The sequence below is a fragment of the Streptomyces sp. NBC_01571 genome (assembly GCF_026339875.1).
GTDB lineage: Bacteria > Actinomycetota > Actinomycetes > Streptomycetales > Streptomycetaceae > Streptomyces.
Genome location: NZ_JAPEPZ010000001.1, coordinates 6357653 through 6374307 on the forward strand (window position 1 = coordinate 6357653; position 16655 = coordinate 6374307).

The 16655-nt window shown below is 71.9% G+C and carries 15 protein-coding genes; 6 read left to right on the forward strand and 9 right to left on the reverse strand.

What is annotated here, in order from left to right; genetic code table 11:
* Positions 1-57: 57 nt before the first annotated feature.
* Positions 58-465 (forward strand): hypothetical protein, encoded by a 408-nt coding sequence (locus OHB41_RS28800; protein ID WP_266701014.1) that lies wholly within the window; start codon positions 58-60, stop codon positions 463-465.
* Between the two features lie 38 nt (positions 466-503).
* Here OHB41_RS28800 and OHB41_RS28805 read toward each other — a convergent pair whose 3' ends face one another.
* From OHB41_RS28805 to deoC, 3 genes are read right to left on the reverse strand one after another with little or no spacing between them, the layout of a single operon-like run.
* Entirely contained in the window at positions 504-1403 is a 900-nt protein-coding gene (locus OHB41_RS28805) for an aldehyde dehydrogenase family protein (protein ID WP_266701015.1), read from the reverse strand.
* Complete coding sequence (locus OHB41_RS28810) at positions 1396-2832, reverse strand: aldehyde dehydrogenase family protein (protein WP_266701016.1); 1437 nt, start codon at positions 2830-2832, stop codon at positions 1396-1398. The genes OHB41_RS28805 and OHB41_RS28810 overlap by 8 nt, the downstream gene beginning before the upstream one ends.
* A 5-nt stretch (positions 2833-2837) precedes the next feature.
* A complete protein-coding gene (gene deoC, locus OHB41_RS28815; RefSeq protein ID WP_266701017.1) occupies positions 2838-3833 on the reverse strand; it encodes a deoxyribose-phosphate aldolase in 996 nt (331 codons plus the stop codon).
* Positions 3834-3965: 132 nt separating this feature from the next.
* Between deoC and OHB41_RS28820 the strand changes: the two genes are divergently transcribed.
* On the forward strand, positions 3966-4601 hold the full coding sequence (locus tag OHB41_RS28820; protein ID WP_266701018.1) for a PH domain-containing protein: 636 nt from the start codon (positions 3966-3968) through the stop codon (positions 4599-4601).
* A gap of 600 nt (positions 4602-5201) precedes the next feature.
* On the opposite strand, the gene OHB41_RS28825 is transcribed toward OHB41_RS28820, so the two are convergent.
* The 3 genes from OHB41_RS28825 to OHB41_RS28835 form a co-directional block, all read right to left on the reverse strand.
* Positions 5202-6839, reverse strand: coding sequence for a phospho-sugar mutase (locus tag OHB41_RS28825; RefSeq protein ID WP_266701019.1), 1638 nt, complete (start codon positions 6837-6839; stop codon positions 5202-5204).
* A gap of 260 nt (positions 6840-7099) precedes the next feature.
* Complete coding sequence (locus OHB41_RS28830) at positions 7100-7924, reverse strand: purine-nucleoside phosphorylase (protein WP_266701020.1); 825 nt, start codon at positions 7922-7924, stop codon at positions 7100-7102.
* 100 nt (positions 7925-8024) lie between these two features.
* Positions 8025-8462, reverse strand: a complete 438-nt coding sequence (locus OHB41_RS28835) for a gamma-glutamylcyclotransferase family protein (protein WP_054233631.1) — start codon at positions 8460-8462, stop codon at positions 8025-8027.
* 18 nt (positions 8463-8480) lie between these two features.
* Here OHB41_RS28835 and OHB41_RS28840 point away from each other — a divergent pair, with 18 nt between their 5' ends.
* Both OHB41_RS28840 and OHB41_RS28845 read left to right on the forward strand, forming a co-directional pair.
* Positions 8481-10019 (forward strand): NAD(P)H-quinone dehydrogenase, encoded by a 1539-nt coding sequence (locus tag OHB41_RS28840; RefSeq protein ID WP_266701021.1) that lies wholly within the window; start codon positions 8481-8483, stop codon positions 10017-10019.
* 167 nt (positions 10020-10186) lie between these two features.
* Positions 10187-11149: a DeoR/GlpR family DNA-binding transcription regulator gene (locus tag OHB41_RS28845; protein ID WP_266701022.1), complete on the forward strand. Its 963-nt coding sequence runs from the start codon at positions 10187-10189 to the stop codon at positions 11147-11149.
* A gap of 722 nt (positions 11150-11871) precedes the next feature.
* On the opposite strand, the gene OHB41_RS28850 is transcribed toward OHB41_RS28845, so the two are convergent.
* Entirely contained in the window at positions 11872-13644 is a 1773-nt protein-coding gene (locus tag OHB41_RS28850) for an acetyl/propionyl/methylcrotonyl-CoA carboxylase subunit alpha (RefSeq protein WP_266701023.1), read from the reverse strand.
* 355 nt (positions 13645-13999) lie between these two features.
* On the opposite strand from OHB41_RS28850, the gene OHB41_RS28855 reads away from it, so the two are divergent.
* Complete coding sequence (locus OHB41_RS28855; protein WP_266701024.1) at positions 14000-14500, forward strand: hypothetical protein; 501 nt, start codon at positions 14000-14002, stop codon at positions 14498-14500.
* 15 nt (positions 14501-14515) lie between these two features.
* On the opposite strand, the gene OHB41_RS28860 is transcribed toward OHB41_RS28855, so the two are convergent.
* Positions 14516-15139: a Maf family protein gene (locus OHB41_RS28860; RefSeq protein ID WP_266701025.1), complete on the reverse strand. Its 624-nt coding sequence runs from the start codon at positions 15137-15139 to the stop codon at positions 14516-14518.
* A gap of 37 nt (positions 15140-15176) precedes the next feature.
* On the reverse strand, positions 15177-15305 hold the full coding sequence (gene mmpB, locus OHB41_RS28865) for a morphogenic membrane protein MmpB (protein ID WP_266701026.1): 129 nt from the start codon (positions 15303-15305) through the stop codon (positions 15177-15179).
* A 164-nt stretch (positions 15306-15469) separates the two neighbouring features.
* Between mmpB and OHB41_RS28870 the strand changes: the two genes are divergently transcribed.
* A complete protein-coding gene (locus OHB41_RS28870; RefSeq protein ID WP_266701027.1) occupies positions 15470-16612 on the forward strand; it encodes an SGNH/GDSL hydrolase family protein in 1143 nt (380 codons plus the stop codon).
* Positions 16613-16655: the final 43 nt, after the last annotated feature.

The window sequence follows — 16655 nt, forward strand, 5'->3', positions numbered from 1 at the left end:
CTCAACTACCCTTCGCATCGACCCGATTACTTTGCGCTGCAGAAGGTGGCACCCGTCATGGCACGACACGCATCAGGCAAGAACCCGACCGCGCGGCGCGCGCTGGTCGCCCTGGCGACCGCGGGTGCGGCACTCGGGGCGGGTGCGGCCACGGCCGCTGCGGACACGGCCCCGGCCGTCGACGTGCTGCGCACCCGGCCCGCGTCGGTGGGCGACCTCGACCCGCAGGCGGGCCTGGGGGCACTGACCGGCACGGTCGGATACGTCGCCGGTCCGATCGCCGGCCTCAAGCCCAACCCGCTCGCGGGCACCGGCGTCGACCCGCTCGACAACGGGGTCGGCACCCAGCTCGCCGACTTCAAGCCGCTGACCTCGCAGGCCCTGACGCGACCGCTGGCACAGGCGCCGTCGGTGGGCAGTGTGCCGGTGGCGGGGCAGGCGCTGGGGGTGCTGGGGGGTGCGTGAGCTTCCCCGCGCCCCTCGGGGGGCGCGGGGAACCCGACTCAGTACGACGAGCCCGAGGCGCCCAGTGAACCGGTCGGGTGCCAGACGGTCTTCGTCTCCAGGAAGGCCGTGAGGCGCTCGATGCCGGGGGTCTTCGCGTAGTCCACAGGCTGTGGACGCAGGACCCGCTTCAGGTTGTCGGCCGCGGCGATCTCCAGCTCCTTCGCCAGGACGTCGTCCGCGCCCGCGAGGTCGATCGCGTTGACGTCCTGGTGCGCGGCGAGGGGAGCGGCGATCTCCGCCGTCCTGCCGGAGAGGACGTTGACGACACCGCCCGGGAGGTCGGAGGTCGCCAGCACCTCGCCGAGCGACAGTGCCGGCAGCGGGGACTTCTCGCTCGCGATCACCACCGCCGTGTTACCGGTCGCGATCACCGGGGCGATCACCGAGACCAGGCCCAGGAACGAGGACTCCTGGGGTGCGAGGACGGTGACGACACCGGTCGGTTCCGGGGTCGACAGGTTGAAGAACGGGCCCGCGACGGGGTTGGCCCCGCCCACGACCTGGGCGATCTTGTCGGTCCAGCCCGCGTACCAGACCCAGCGGTCGACGGCCGCGTCGACCTGGGCGGCCGCCTTCGACTTCGACAGGCCCTCCGCGTCCGCGACCTCGCGCGCGAACTGGTCCCTGCGGCCCTCCAGCATCTCGGCGACGCGGTAGAGGATCTGGCCGCGGTTGTACGCGGTCGCGCCGGACCAGCCGCCGAACGCCTTGCGCGCGGCGACCACCGCGTCACGGGCGTCCTTGCGGCTCGACTGCGGGGCGTTCGCCAGCCACTTGCCCTTGGAGTCCGTCACCTCGTACACCCGGCCGCTCTCGGAACGCGGGAACTTCCCGCCCACGTACAGCTTGTAGGTCTTGAAGACACTCAGACGCTGCTCTTCGGACTTGTCAGACATCGAGGTACGCCTCCAGGCCGTGGCGGCCGCCCTCGCGGCCGAAGCCCGACTCCTTGTAACCGCCGAACGGCGAGGTCGGGTCGAACTTGTTGAACGTGTTGGACCAGATGACGCCCGCGCGCAGCTTGCCCGCGACGGCCAGGATCCGGGAACCCTTCTCCGTCCAGATGCCCGCCGACAGGCCGTACTGGGAGTTGTTGGCCTTGGCGACGGCCTCGTCCGGGGTGCGGAAGGTGAGGACCGACAGCACCGGGCCGAAGATCTCGTCGCGGGCGATGGTGTGCGCCTGGGTGACGTTGGTGAACAGCGTCGGGGCGAACCAGTATCCGGAGGAGGGCAGTTCACAGGCCGGGGACCAGCGCTCGGCGCCCTCGGCCGTGCCCTGCTCGACGAGCGAGGTGATACGGGCCAGCTGCTCGGCGGAGTTGATCGCGCCGATGTCGGTGTTCTTGTCGAGCGGGTCGCCCAGACGCAGGGTGGAGAGCCTGCGCTTCAGGGAGTCCAGCAGCTCGTCCTGGATCGACTCCTGGACGAGGAGCCGGCTGCCCGCGCAGCAGACCTGGCCCTGGTTGAAGAAGATCCCGGTGACGATCCCCTCCACCGCCTGGTCGATCGGGGCGTCGTCGAAGACGATGTTCGCGCCCTTGCCGCCCAGTTCGAGGGTGACCTTCTTGTCGGTGCCGGCCACCTGGCGGGCGATGGCCTTGCCGACGGCGGTCGAGCCGGTGAACGCGACCTTGTTCACGTCGGGGTGCTCGACGAGCGCGGCGCCCGCGTCGCCGTATCCCGGAAGGATGTTGACGACGCCCTTGGGCAGGCCCGCCTGGCGGCAGATGTCCGCGAAGAACAGCGCCGACAGCGGGGTGGTCTCGGCGGGCTTGAGGACGACCGTGTTGCCGGTCGCCAGCGCCGGGGCGATCTTCCACGCCAGCATCAGCAGCGGGAAGTTCCAGGGGATGACCTGGCCGGCCACGCCCAGCGGGCGCGGGTTCGCGCCGAAGCCGGCGTGGTCGAGCTTGTCGGCCCAGCCCGCGTAGTAGAAGAAGTGCGCGGCGACCAGGGGGAGGTCGGCGTCGCGGGTCTCCTTGATGGGCTTCCCGTTGTCCAGCGTCTCCAGGACGGCGAGCTCGCGGGAGCGCTCCTGGACGATGCGGGCGATGCGGTAGAGGTACTTGGCGCGCTCGGAACCGGGCAGCGCCGACCACTTCTCGAAGGCCCTGCGCGCCGCCTTCACGGCACGGTCGACGTCCTCGGCGCCCGCCCGGGCGACCTCGGAGAGGACCTCCTCCGTGCTGGGGCTGACGGTCTTGAAGACCTTGCCGTCCGCCGCCTCGGTGAACTCGCCGTCGATGAACAGGCCGTACGACGGGGCGATGTCGACGACCGAGCGGGACTCGGGCGCCGGTGCGTACTCGAATGCAGATGCCATGGTGATCAGTCCACCGTCACGTAGTCGGGGCCGGAGTAGCGGCCGGTGGCCAGCTTCTGACGCTGCATCAGCAGGTCGTTCAGCAGCGAGGACGCGCCGAAGCGGAACCAGTGGTTGTCCAGCCAGTCCTCGCCCGCGGTCTCGTTCACCAGGACCAGGAACTTGACGGCGTCCTTGGTGGTGCGGATGCCGCCGGCCGGCTTCACGCCGACCTGGACGCCGGTCTGCGCGCGGAAGTCGCGGACCGCCTCCAGCATGAGCAGCGTGTTCGACGGCGTCGCGTTGACGGCCACCTTGCCGGTGGAGGTCTTGATGAAGTCCGCGCCGGCCAGCATGCCGAGCCAGGAAGCCCGCCGGATGTTGTCGTACGTCGACAGCTCGCCGGTCTCGAAGATGACCTTAAGACGGGCGGCGCCCGAGGCCTCCTTCACCGCGACGATCTCGTCGTACACCTTCAGGTAGTGGCCCGCGAGGAACGCCCCGCGGTCGATGACCATGTCGATCTCGTCGGCGCCCGCGGCGACGGCGTCCCGCACGTCGGCCAGCTTCACGCCGAGCGCGGCGCGGCCCGCCGGGAAGGCGGTGGCCACGGAGGCGACCTTCACACCGGAACCGGCCACGGCCTCCTTGGCGGTGGCCACCATGTCGGGATAGACGCAGACCGCGGCCGTGGCGGGCGCCGTGCGGTCGGTCGGGTCCGGGTGGACCGCCTTGACGCCGAGCGCCCGGACCTTGCCCGGGGTGTCCGCGCCTTCCAGCGTCGTCAGGTCGACCATCGAGATGGCGAGGTCGATCGCGTACGCCTTCGCGGTCGTCTTGATGGAACGGGTGCCGAGCGAGGCGGCGCGCGCCTCCAGGCCGACCGCGTCGACGCCGGGCAACCCGTGCAGGAAGCGGCGCAGGGTGCTGTCGGACGAGGTCACATCGCCGAGTGCGTGGGTGGGGGCACCACCCTGCTCGAGCGAAGTCGAGTGCTTGGGGGAGGGTGCAGTGGTGGGCATGGTCACCACCCGAGCATATCTACGCGCGTAGCGGCTGTACAGCCCCGGGGGTGGGTGTGGAAGGGGCGGGGGAACCGGCGAGACGGCGGGGGCGGAAGAGGCCGCCCCGGGCCGTCGGGCAGAATCGGGGGCATGACGACGCCCGATCACCAGCCACCCCCGCCGGACGCCTCGCGCCCCGAGTCGAGGGACCGGATCTACCGGTCATCCGCCGGCATCGCGGGCGGCGTGCTGCTCCTCGCCATCATGGGCTGGCTCGGCATCGACGCGCTGGTCTCGGGACATGGACGCACCCCGTGGCTGGCGCTCGCCACGCTGATCCTGCTGGTCCCGCTGGTGACCGCGTTCACCCTGCGGCCGGCCGTGTACGCGAACGAGGACCGGCTGCGCATCCGCAACCCGTTCCGCGTCATCGTGCTGCCCTGGACCACGATCGCCACGCTGCGCTCCGGCTATTCCAACGAGGCCGTCACCACGGACGGCACCAAGTACCAGCTGTGGGCGGTCCCCGTCTCGCTGCGCTCCCGCAAGCGCGCGGCCAGGCGGCAGGCGCGGGGAGAGGCGGCCGACAGCTCCGGGCGCGGCACCCCGGCCACGCCCGCGCGCGCCCAGGCCGACCAGGCCATGGACGACCTGCGCGAGCTCGCCGAGGCGCACCCGGCCACCGAAGGGGCGCAGGCCGCGGTCAGCGTGCGCTGGGCGTACAAGGTCATGGGTCCGGCGCTCGCGGGCGCCGTGGTGCTGGCGATCCTGCTCGCGGTGGGGTGACGCCACAGAGGTGCGGCGGGTGCGCCGTCACCGGTTCGCCGGGGTGAGCGAGGGACGGCCGGTTCGCCGGGTCTGAGAACGGCGGGGCCCGTCGGTCGCGGCGCCGCGGGCCGGTGTCGCCGCGTACGGCCGGCCGCTGTCCCGTACGACCGTGCGCCCGACCCGGGCCGGGTCGTCCTGTCCCGCGGAGCCGCGGCGTAGGCCGGCAGAGCGGGGGCCGCCCGGCCCAGCCGGGTGCGGAGCGAGGCCGCGGACCCGAGGAGCCGGGTGCCCGGGGTGGTGTCCGGGAGGAGCCCGCCGGGGGAGTTCCGGGACGGGGCGGAGGTCGGCCGGGAAGCGGTCGGGGACACGCGGCAGCTCCTGGGACTCGGCGGGGCGCTACCGGTAACCGTTCCTCGGCCGGGTGGCGGCGCACGGGAGTGCTGCGTCAAGTGCCGGGCGGAAATATCACCCGCAGGGGCGGTGGAGGGGTGGTCCGGGGTGCTCGGTGGGCCCACCCGGTGCTGTTCGGTGCACCCACCCGGCCCCGCTCCGTGGGTCCGTCCCGCCCAGCTCCGTGGGCCCACCGGGTCCTGCCCGGCGGGCCCACCGGGGCCGGCGTCAGATGCCGGCCGCCGCCGACAGGTCGCGCTTGATGGCCGTGAGCAGCTCGGCGGCCTCGGCGTGGGCCGCGGCGAGTCCGGCGTGCGAGCCGACCGGCACCACGACCTCCAGGTAGCACTTCAGCTTCGGCTCCGTACCGCTGGGGCGGACGATGACGCGGGCGCCGTCCAGCGTGTAGCGCAGACCGTCCGTGGGCGGGAGCCTGTCGGTGCCCAGGGTGAGGTCCTCGGCCTTGGTGATGGGCAGGCCCGCCAGCCGCGTGGGCGGCTGTTCGCGCAGGCTGCGCATGGCGTTCGCGATCACCGAGAGGTCCTCGACACGGACGGAGAGCTGGTCCGTGGCGTGCAGACCGTGCTCCACGGCGATGTCGTCGAGCAGGTCCAGCAGGGTACGGCCGTCCTCCTTGAGCTGGGAGGCGAGCTCCGTGATCAGGAGGGCCGCCGTGATGCCGTCCTTGTCGCGCACCCCCTCGGGGTCGACGCAGTAGCCGAGCGCCTCCTCGTAGCCGTAGCGCAGGTCCTCCACACGGGCGATCCACTTGAAGCCGGTCAGGGTCTCCTCGTACGCCAGACCCGCCTTCTCGGCGATCCGGCCGAGGAGGGAGGAGGAGACGATCGACTCGGCGAAGGTGCCGCGGGCGCCGCGGTCGACCAGGTGCCGGGCGAGCAGCGTGCCGACCTCGTCGCCGCGCAGCATCCGCCAGTCCGCGCCCTCGCGGCCCTTCACGGCCACCGCGCAGCGGTCCGCGTCGGGGTCGTTGGCGATGATCAGGTCGGGGTCCGTCTCACGGGCCTTCGCGAAGGCGAGGTCCATCGCGCCGGGCTCTTCCGGGTTGGGGAAGGCGACGGTGGGGAAGTCCGGGTCCGGCTCGGCCTGTTCGGCGACCAGTACGGGGGTGGGGAAGCCGGCGCGGGCGAAGGCGGCGAGCAGGACGTCCTTGCCGACGCCGTGCATCGCCGTGTAGACGGTACGGGCGGTGCGGGGGGAGTCCTGGGCGAGCACGGCGTCCGTACGGGCCAGGTAGGCGTTCAGGACGCCGTCGTCGAGGATCTCCCAGCCGCTGTCCGGGCGGGGGACGGTGTCCAGGCGGGTGACCGCGTCGATCTCGGCCGCGATCTCGGCGTCCGCCGGGGGGACGATCTGGGAGCCGTCGCCGAGGTACACCTTGTAGCCGTTGTCGCGGGGCGGGTTGTGGCTGGCGGTGACCTCGACGCCCGCCACGGCACCGAGGTGCCGAATGGCGTAGGCCAGGACGGGCGTGGGGAGAGGGCGGGGCAGCACGGCGGCCCGCAGGCCCGCGCCCGTCATCACCGCGGCGGTGTCGCGGGCGAAGTCGGCGGACTTGTGGCGGGCGTCGTAGCCGATGACGACGAGACCGCCGGCCTCGCCCTTGGCCTTGAGGTACGCGGCCAGACCGGCGGCGGCGCGGATGACCACCGCGCGGTTCATGCGCATCGGGCCCGCGCCGAGTTCGCCCCGCAGTCCCGCGGTGCCGAACTGGAGGGTGCCGCTGAAGCGTGCGGTGAGCTCGGCGACGTCCCGGGCGTCGATGAGCTTGGCGAGTTCCTCACGGGTCTCCGCGTCGGGGTCCTCGGCCAGCCACGCCTCGGCCCGTGCGATGAGTTCGTCCTGCACGTCGGGTGTACCTCTCTGTCTGTGGTGCCTTGCTGATACCGGGCCGCGGTGGGCTTTCCGCGTCCCCCGCCGCTCCTACCCCGTCCCGTTCCCGGGGACCGTCCCCCCGGACCCCCGCTTCGGCCCGAACGTCCTCGTCCTCGGACGCGGGCGGGCCGAGTCGCCCAGGGGCGCGGGGAACCGCGCGTCCGGCCCCCACCCGCCCGCGGCCGGACGACGCACCGTCGAACGCCGACACCGGGGGACCCGGGGCGCGGTCCCTACAGCCGGTCCAGGACCTGGGTGAGCAGCGCACCCATGCGGGTCGCGGAGTCACGGCCGGCCTGGAGGACCTCCTCGTGGTTCAGCGGCTCGCCCGTCATACCGGCGGCGAGGTTGGTGACGAGGGAGATGCCCAGCACCTCCGCCCCGGCCTCACGCGCGGCGATGGCCTCGAGGACCGTCGACATGCCGACGAGGTCCGCGCCGATGGTGCGGGCCATCCGGATCTCGGCGGGCGTCTCGTAGTGCGGCCCGGTGAACTGCGCGTAGACGCCCTCCTCCAGGGTGGGGTCCACCTCCTTGCAGAGGGCGCGCAGCCGCGGGGAGTAGAGGTCGGTGAGGTCGACGAAGTTCGCCCCGACGATCGGGGAGGTCGCCGTCAGGTTGATGTGGTCGCTGATCAGCACCGGCTGGCCGGGACGCATGTCGGCGCGCAGGCCGCCGCAGCCGTTGGTGAGCACGAGGGTCTTGCAGCCGGCGGCGACGGCCGTACGGACACCGTGCGCGACGGCGGCGACTCCGCGGCCCTCGTAGTAGTGGGTGCGGCCCAGGAAGACCAGGGCCCGCTTGTCGCCGATCAGGTACGAGCGGACCTTGCCGCCGTGGCCCTCGACCGCGGGCGGGGGGAACCCGGGCAGCTCGGTGACCTGGAACTCGGCCTCGGGGGAGCCGAGGGCGTCCACGGCCGGAGCCCAGCCGGAGCCCATCACGAGCGCGACGTCGTGGGTCTCGGCGCCCGTGAGCTCCCGCAGGCGTGTGGCGGCGGCGTCGGCAGCGGCGTAGGGGTCGCCCTGGATGTCGTCCGGAAGAAGAGATGCGTTCACGCGCATGAGGGTAGCCGGTCCGGGCCTACGCGCGTAGATGACGGAGCTCACGGTCTTGCGATCGTTGTCTTGTCGTTTCCAACGAAGAGACGCGGGCTCGTCAGCAGGGGCGCTTGCGCAGCTCCATCACGTAGTCGTGCGGCGCTCCCGCCGACTCCGCCGCGTCGGCGATCTCACCGAGGTAGCGCGCGGAGGGGAGGCCGCCCTCGTACCCGTTCAGTACGTACACCCACGCGGGCTCCTCGCCCTCCAGCGTGTGCACCCGTACGCGCATCCTGCGGTAGATGTCGAGGCCCACGCCCTCCCAGCGGTCCATGGAGTCCTCGTCCAGGGGGGCGATGTCGTACAGCGCCACGAAGACCTGCGAACGGGGCGCCTCGACGAGGGTCACGAGCGCACCCTCCCACCCCATGTGCTCGCCCCCGAAGGTCAGCCGCCAGCCGTTCAGCCAGCCGGTGGCGCGCAGCGGCGAGTGCGGGGCGCGGCGCGTCATGAGCCGCGGGTCGAGATTGCCGGCGTACGCGGCGTAGAGCGACATGTGGTCGAGGGTACGGCAGTGAACACGTGCGCCTCCCGCGTAACAGAAGCAGCTCGAATACGCGGTCGGCGGCCCCCGGGGCGCGGGCACCTTGAAGCGTGCGGGACAATGGAGTACGTGACTCGGATCGTGATCATCGGTGGCGGACCCGGCGGATACGAGGCGGCCCTGGTGGCCGCCCAGCTCGGCGCGGAGGTGACCGTCGTCGACTGCGACGGTCTGGGCGGGGCGTCGGTGCTCACCGACTGCGTGCCGTCGAAGACCCTCATCGCCACGGCCGAGGTGATGACGACGTTCGATTCGTCGTACCAGGAACTCGGCATCATCGTCGCCGACGACACCCCGCCGGCGGAGCAGTCCGCGCGGGTGGTCGGGGTCGACCTGGGCAAGGTCAACCGCCGGGTGAAGCGGCTGGCGCTGGCCCAGTCGCACGACATCACCGCCTCCGTCACCCGGGCCGGCGCGCGCGTGCTGCGCGGCCGTGGCCGGCTGGAGGGCATGCAGTCCCTGGACGGCTCGCGCAAGGTCGTCGTGCGCGCCGCGGACGGCACCGAGGAGACGCTCGTCGCCGACGCCGTCCTCATCGCCACCGGCGGGCACCCCCGCGAGCTGCCCGACGCCCAGCCGGACGGCGAGCGGATCCTGAACTGGACACAGGTGTACGACCTGGACGAGCTGCCCGAGGAGCTCATCGTGGTCGGGTCCGGTGTCACCGGAGCCGAGTTCGCCGGCGCCTACCAGGCGCTCGGCTCGCGCGTCACCCTGGTCTCCAGCCGTGACCGCGTGCTGCCGGGCGAGGACCCGGACGCGGCGGCGGTGCTGGAGGACGTCTTCCGGCGCCGCGGCATGAACGTCATGGCCCGTTCGCGCGCCGAGTCCGCCAAGCGGGTCGGCGACCGGGTGGAGGTCACCCTCTCCGACGGTCGTGTCATCAGCGGCTCGCACTGTCTGATGGCCGTCGGCGCCATTCCGAACAGCAGCGGTATGGGCCTGGAGGAGGCCGGGGTCAAGGTCAGGGACTCCGGGCACATCTGGACCGACAAGGTGTCCAGGACCACGGCCCCGGGCGTGTACGCGGCCGGTGACGTGACGGGCATCTTCGCCCTCGCCTCGGTGGCGGCGATGCAGGGACGTATCGCCATGTACCACTTCCTGGGCGACTCGGTCACGCCGCTGAACCTCAAGACGGTGTCGTCCAACGTCTTCACCGACCCCGAGATCGCCACCGTGGGCTACTCGCAGGCCGACGTCGACGCGGGCAAGATCGACGCCCGGGTCGTCAAGCTGCCCCTGCTGCGCAACCCGCGCGCCAAGATGCAGGGCATCCGGGACGGCTTCGTGAAGATCTTCTGCCGTCCGGGGACCGGGATCGTGGTCGGCGGTGTGGTCGTCGCCCCGCGCGCCTCGGAACTGATCCACCCCATCTCGATCGCGGTCGACAACAATCTGACGGTCGAACAGATCGCGAACGCGTTCACCGTGTATCCCTCCCTTTCGGGCTCGATCGCCGAGGTGGCGCGGCAGCTGCACACTCGTAAGCTGACCGACGAGGGCTGACGGGCGAAAGCGATTTCCCGCTGGTCACGGGGAGTTGCCGCCCATTCCCGCGGCATAGGCGGCGCGAGTAGACGCGTATACCACTTCGTACCCCACCATGCGAACAACTTCTGTTATTCGGCGCAAACTGCTGAAAGCAGACGGTCGTTGGGGTTACTGTCAGTTTCGTGTTCGCTGCAGAACGTCGCCAATTGATCCTCGAAATGGTGCGAGCGAACGGGGCCGTGTCGCTCCGTGAGCTCGCCCGCGTCGTCCAGACCTCCGAAGTGACCGTACGGCGGGACGTGCGCGCACTGGAGGCAGAAGGACTCCTCGACCGCCGGCATGGCGGTGCGGTATTGCCGGGCGGGTTCACGCGGGAGTCCGGCTTTCCGCAGAAATCGCATCTCGCGACCGCCGAGAAGACGGCCATCGCCGATCTCGCCGCGGGTCTCGTCGAAGAGGGCGAGGCCATTGTGGTGGGCGCGGGTACCACCACGCAGGAGCTGGCTCGCCGGCTCGCGCGGGTGCCCGGGCTGACCGTCGTCACCAACTCCCTGCTGGTGGCCCAGGCGTTGGCCCATGCCAACCGTGTCGAGGTCGTCATGACGGGTGGCACCTTGCGCGGCTCCAACTACGCGCTGGTGGGCAGCGGTGCCGAGCAGTCCCTCCAGGGGCTGCGGGTCTCCCGGGCCTTCCTGTCGGGCAGCGGGCTCACCGCCGAGCGCGGCCTGTCCACCTCCAACATGCTGTCGGCGTCCGTCGACCGCGCGCTGGTGCAGGCCGCCGCGGAGGTCGTGGTCCTCGCCGACCACACCAAGCTCGGCACCGACACCATGTTCCAGACGGTACCGACCGATCTGATCACCCGTCTGGTGACCGACGAGCCGCCCGCGCACGACGATCGCGCGGTCACCGAACTGCAGGCGCTGGCGGACCAGGGCGTGCAGATCGCGGTGGCGGGGCAGTCGGGCGGTGGTACGGCAGGCGATACGGCCCCGGCGGGGCGTCAGCCGCGCCGGGACGTGCCTCTCCCCGGTCCACGGCGTGGTCAGGTCCCGGGCGCCGGGCCGCAGTTGCGCAGCGCGACCTCCCTGGGTGAGCAGTCTCCCGGAGAGCGGGCTCGGGTGGCGGATTTACGCCGCCGCTGACCGAGGCGCAGACCGACGCACAGCCCGAGGCGGGGGCTGAAGCACAGCCTGGAGCACAGGCCGAGGTGCCTTCCGACGCGCGGGCCGAGCCGCCGCCAGTCGGGCACCGAGCGAGGCGCCGACCACCGCGGCCGTGACGGTTCGTGACGGCCTGTGGTGACCTTTGACGGTACGCGGCGGCCCAGTGGCCGAAGACGACCGCTCCAGTCCTTCTGACCGCCGGTGTGACCGCCGGTGAGGCCGGTCGCCGGGTCCCTGGCGGCCCGTCGTGGTCCCTCGCCCACCGGATCGTGCCGGCCCGTGGTGGAGCCGCAGCCCGGATCGCCGTCCGGCCTTTCCCCGCGTGAGGCCCGCCGGCCCACGTCCACAGGAGTGGGCCCACGTCCACAGGATCCGCCGGGAGCGCGGGCACGCCCACAGCCGGTACCCGCGTTCACCCGTACGGGCGACCCTCTCCGCCACGCCCCCACTCACCCGCGCGATACCCGTCCGCCCGAATCGAACCGGACCGGGCCGGGACCACGACGAGGACCCGGACCCGTACCCGGACCTGCACCTCTACCCGGGCTTGCACCCGGACCTGAGCCTGCACCCGGACCTGAGCCTGCGCCCGGACCCGGACACAGACACAGACACAGCAAAGCGCCCGGCAGACCGACCGTTCCGGTCCACCGGGCGCTTCGGATGCCGTACGGACCGGGGTCGGTCCGTACGGCGGTGTCTCAGTCCTTGATCTCGCAGATCGCGGCGCCCGACGTGATGGACGCGCCGACCTCCGCGCTCAGGCCCTTGACGGTGCCGGAGCGGTGGGCGTTGAGGGGCTGCTCCATCTTCATGGCCTCCAGGACGACGATGAGGTCGCCCTCCTGGACCTCCTGGCCCTCCTCGACCGCGATCTTCACGATCGTGCCCTGCATGGGCGAGGCGAGGGTGTCGCCGGAAGCGACCGGGCCGGACTTCTTGGCGGCGCGGCGCTTCGGCTTGGCGCCCGCGGCGAGTCCGGTGCGGGCCAGCGACATGCCCAGCGAGGACGGCAGCGACACCTCAAGACGCTTGCCGCCCACCTCGACGACGACCGTCTCGCGGCCCGCCTCGTCCTCGGCGTCCACGTCCGCGGGGGCCGTGAAGGCGGGGATCTCGTTGACGAACTCGGTCTCGATCCACCGGGTGTGGACCGTGAACGGGTCCGCGGAGCCGGTCAGCTCCGGAGCGAACGCCGGGTCCCGCACCACCGCGCGGTGGAACGGGATCGCCGTCGCCATGCCCTCGACGGTGAACTCCTCCAGGGCGCGGGCGGCGCGCTGGAGCGCCTGCTCGCGGGTGGCGCCCGTGACGATCAGCTTGGCCAGCAGGGAGTCCCACGCGGGGCCGATGACCGAACCGGACTCGACGCCCGCGTCGAGGCGGACGCCGGGGCCGGAGGGCGGGGCGAAGGTGGTGACGGTGCCGGGGGCGGGCAGGAAGCCCCGGCCGGGGTCTTCGCCGTTGATGCGGAACTCGAAGGAGTGGCCGCGCAGTTCGGGATCGCCGTAGCCGAGTTCCGCACCGTCGGCGATACGGAACATCTCCCGGACCAGGTCGATGCCGGCGACCTCCTCGGTGACCGGGTGCTCGACCTGCAGACGGGTGTTGACCTCCAGGAAGGAGATCGTGCCGTCCATCCCGACGAGGAACTCCACCGTGCCCGCGCCGACGTAGCCGGCCTCCTTCAGGATCGCCTTGGACGACGCGTACAACTCGGCGACCTGCGCGTCGGACAGGAACGGAGCCGGAGCCTCCTCCACCAGTTTCTGGTGGCGGCGCTGGAGCGAGCAGTCACGGGTCGAGACGACGACCACGTTGCCGTGCGTGTCGGCCAGGCACTGGGTCTCCACATGGCGGGGCTTGTCGAGGTAACGCTCGACGAAGCACTCGCCGCGTCCGAACGCGGCGACCGCCTCCCGGACCGCGGAGTCGTACAGCTCCGGGACCTCCTCCAGGGTGCGGGCGACCTTCAGCCCGCGTCCGCCGCCGCCGAACGCCGCCTTGATCGCGATCGGCAGCCCGTGCTCCTTCGCGAAGGCGACGACCTCGTCCGCGCCGGAGACCGGGTCGGGGGTGCCCGCGACGAGCGGGGCACCGGCACGCTGGGCGATGTGCCGGGCGGCGACCTTGTCCCCCAGGTCACGGATGGCCTGCGGGGGCGGCCCGATCCAGATCAGTCCGGCGTCCAGGACCGCCTGCGCGAAGTCGGCGTTCTCGGACAGGAAGCCGTACCCGGGATGGACCGCGTCCGCCCCCGAGTCCCCGGCGGCCCTGAGCACCTTCGCGATGTCCAGATAACTGGTGGCCGGGGTGTCACCGCCCAGCGCGAACGCCTCGTCCGCCGCTCGGACATGCACAGCGTCCCGGTCCGGTTCCGCATACACGGCAACGCTCGCGATCCCGGCATCCCGGCACGCCCGGGCCACGCGGACAGCGATTTCGCCACGGTTGGCGATGAGCACCTTGCGCACGATGGCTCCCTCCTTGAAACAAGCCGAGTTTAGGGACTGCCGACACGGCCTTTCGACCCGTCCCCAATGGTGAGCTTGCCCACACGGAGCGTGATTCGAGGCTCGCTCGACCCGCGAGATCCCTTGTCACACCGCGGTACGCAGGAATCCTTGGCTGAACCCTAGCCCTCATGTGTGGTCAAGGTCTCTGTGCGGCTGTGCCGCGCCGCACATCGTTTCTTTGTGGAGTCCCTACGAATGGCCCAATGATTCTTTGCCCTCGGCAGAACCCTTGTCCCGTGGTTTACCCGTTAGTAGCGTTCGGGTTGTCTCGAACGTACTTGGGGTAACAGCACTCGGAAGTGGGTGGGGACCGGTGGTACGCAGACCGGTGGCGTGGGTGGCGGCGATCGTGCTCTTCGTGGAAGCGGTCGGTATCGCGCTGCTGAACTGGTTCCTCGGCGTGGTCGTCGACCGGCAGGACATGTCCCTGGCGGGGCTGGACTCGGACATGATGTCCACCTCGTCGAAGATCGGGGGAGTGGTCTTCGGTCTCTACTTCGCGTTGTGCGGGGTCGTCGCGCTGCTCGTCGCGGTGCGGAACCGCGCTCCGGGGGTCGTCGGGCGCGTCCTGCTGATCAGCGCCGCCGTGGTGCACGGACTGCTCGGCGCGTTCACGGTGGGACTGGTGGGCTGGGGCGCGTTCGCCTTCATGATGGTGGTGCTCGGGCTGATCCTGTTCACGCTGCTGGCGTTCGGCCCCGCGGCGGGTCCCGCCGACGCCGCGCCGGAGGACGGCGACGGTGGCGCGGACGGGGCGAGCGGCGGCAAGGGAGGAGCCCCGGTCGCGGCCCCTCCGGCACCCAGCGCCTCCTGACCGCCTCGGCGGCTGTCACTTCTCCCGCGGTGTCGTCCACAACTCCGTGATGCTGACGCCCAGTTCGCCCAGCAGCCGGCGGACCAGGGGCAGGGAGATGCCGATGACGTTGCCGTGGTCGCCGTCGATGCCCTCGATGAACGGGGCCGAGCGGCCGTCGAGCGTGAAGGCGCCGGCGACGTGGAGCGGCTCGCCCGAGGCGACGTACGCGGCGATCTCGGCGTCGGTCGGCTTGCCGAAGCGGACCACGGTGGACGCGGTCGCCGACGCGTACCGCTTGGTCGCCGTGTCGTGGACGCAGTGCCCCGTCTGGAGGGTCCCGGCCCGGCCGCGCATCGCCTTCCACCGGGCGGTGGCCTCCTCGGCGTCCGCCGGCTTGCCGAGCGCCCGGCCGTCCAGGTCCAGGACCGAGTCGCAGCCGATCACCAGGGCGCCCTGCACCTCGGGCCGCGCGGCCACGACGGAGGCCTTGGCCTCGGCGAGGGCGAGCGCGAGTTCGGCGGGAGTCGGGGCGGAGACGGCGTCCTCGTCGACCCCGCTCACGATCACCTCTGGGGCGAGTCCGGCCTGGCGCAGCAGGTTGAGCCGGGCGGGGGACTGCGAGGCGAGCACGAGGCGGCGGCGCGGCTGATCGGTCATGCGGTCAGCGTATCGGCGCGGGCGTGTCGTCCGCCGCTCACATCACGCCGAGGACGATCATCGCGAGCAGCATGGCCAGTGCCATGAGAACGCCGAGCCGCCGCAACATGTCCTGCATGTCGCGCAACTCCTTCGGCGGCTCGTTCTCGGGGTCGGACCACAGCATGCCCCCGATCGTGCGGCGGGCCGGGTGCCGGGCGCCTGAGTACGCGTACTCAACTTGACCTCGACCCCCGTAAACGGGTCCAGGGTTTCTTTAGTGCCGCCACGCCTGCTACGGTCGTGCCCACCACTAAAGGAACCCTAGTCCCCTTTAGGGAGGGAACTGCCGTGTTCATCAGCGCCTGGACCGCATCGCCCCAGCTCCCCAGCGAGGGCTTCACCCCCAACTGGTCGCGGGAGGGCTTCTGGCGCCAGTCGCTGCGCCAGGTCGTCCGGGTCGGCGCGGGCGGCGGCCGGGTCCGTATACGGCTCTCGCACGCCTACGGGACCTCGCCACTGCGAATCGCCGGGGCCACGGTGGCGCGCGCGGGCGAGGGGGCCGCCGTCGAGCCCGGCTCGCTGCGGCGGCTCACCTTCGGGGGCGCGTCCGGCGCCGGAATCCCGGCGCGCGGACAGATCGTCAGCGACCCGGCCGAACTCGCCCTGGAACCCCTGGAGTCGGTCACCGTCACCCTCCACCTCGACGCCGTCACCGGCCCCGCGACCTTCCACGCGCAGGCCTTCACGACGAGCTACCGGGGTGCGGGGGACCGCCTCGACGACATCGGCGGGGAGGGGTTCGGCGAGACGACCGAGTCCTGGTACTTCCTGTCGGCCGTGGAAGTCGACGCGGACCGCGCGGACGGTGTCGCGCTCTTCGGCGACTCCCTCACGGACGGATTCGGCTCGACACCGGGCGCGAACCGCCGCTGGTCCGACGCGCTCGCCGAGCGCACGGGACGCTGCGTCCTCAACGCGGGTATCGGAGGGAACCTGCTGCTGAACGACTCGGCCTGGTACGGCGAGAAGGGGGTCCGGCGGCTAGGGCGGGACGTCCTCGGACACGCGGGCGTGCGGACACTCGTCGTGCTCCACGGTCTCAACGACATCGGGTTCGGCGAGACCGCCGAGCAGCCGACGTACAAGCCCGCACCGGTGGTGGAGGCCGACGAACTCGTCACCGGATACCGGGAGCTGATACGGCAGGCGCGTGGGCGGGGGCTGCGGGTGATCGGCGCGACGCTGCTCCCCTTCGCCGGGTCCGATCACTGGGGGGAGCGCGCGGCGAAGGTGAGCCACGAGGTGAACGAGTGGATCCGGGGCTCGGGGGAGTGGGACGCGGTGGTGGATCTGCACCGCGCCCTCGCCGGTCCGGCGGACCTGGACCGGCTGCGGGCGGCCTACGACTTCGGCGACCACCTGCATCCGAACGACGCCGGGATCGCGGTGATGGCCGAGGAGGTGGCGACCTGCCTGCGGGGCCGCGCGTAGGCGCGGCGCCCGCCCGGTCGCCCACGGCGCCCCGACTCCCGGC

What these genes read in the sequence shown, in the direction of transcription:
- OHB41_RS28800 (WP_266701014.1), top strand. Translation starts at nt 58, where the DNA reads ATGGCACGACACGCATCAGGCAAGAACCCGACCGCGCGGCGCGCGCTG.
- OHB41_RS28805 (WP_266701015.1), bottom strand. Translation starts at nt 1,403, where the DNA reads ATGTCTGACAAGTCCGAAGAGCAGCGTCTGAGTGTCTTCAAGACCTAC.
- OHB41_RS28810 (WP_266701016.1), bottom strand. Translation starts at nt 2,832, where the DNA reads ATGGCATCTGCATTCGAGTACGCACCGGCGCCCGAGTCCCGCTCGGTC.
- deoC (WP_266701017.1), bottom strand. Translation starts at nt 3,833, where the DNA reads ATGCCCACCACTGCACCCTCCCCCAAGCACTCGACTTCGCTCGAGCAG.
- OHB41_RS28820 (WP_266701018.1), top strand. Translation starts at nt 3,966, where the DNA reads ATGACGACGCCCGATCACCAGCCACCCCCGCCGGACGCCTCGCGCCCC.
- OHB41_RS28835 (WP_054233631.1), bottom strand. Translation starts at nt 8,462, where the DNA reads ATGTCGCTCTACGCCGCGTACGCCGGCAATCTCGACCCGCGGCTCATG.
- OHB41_RS28860 (WP_266701025.1), bottom strand. Translation starts at nt 15,139, where the DNA reads ATGACCGATCAGCCGCGCCGCCGCCTCGTGCTCGCCTCGCAGTCCCCC.
- mmpB (WP_266701026.1), bottom strand. Translation starts at nt 15,305, where the DNA reads ATGCTGTGGTCCGACCCCGAGAACGAGCCGCCGAAGGAGTTGCGCGAC.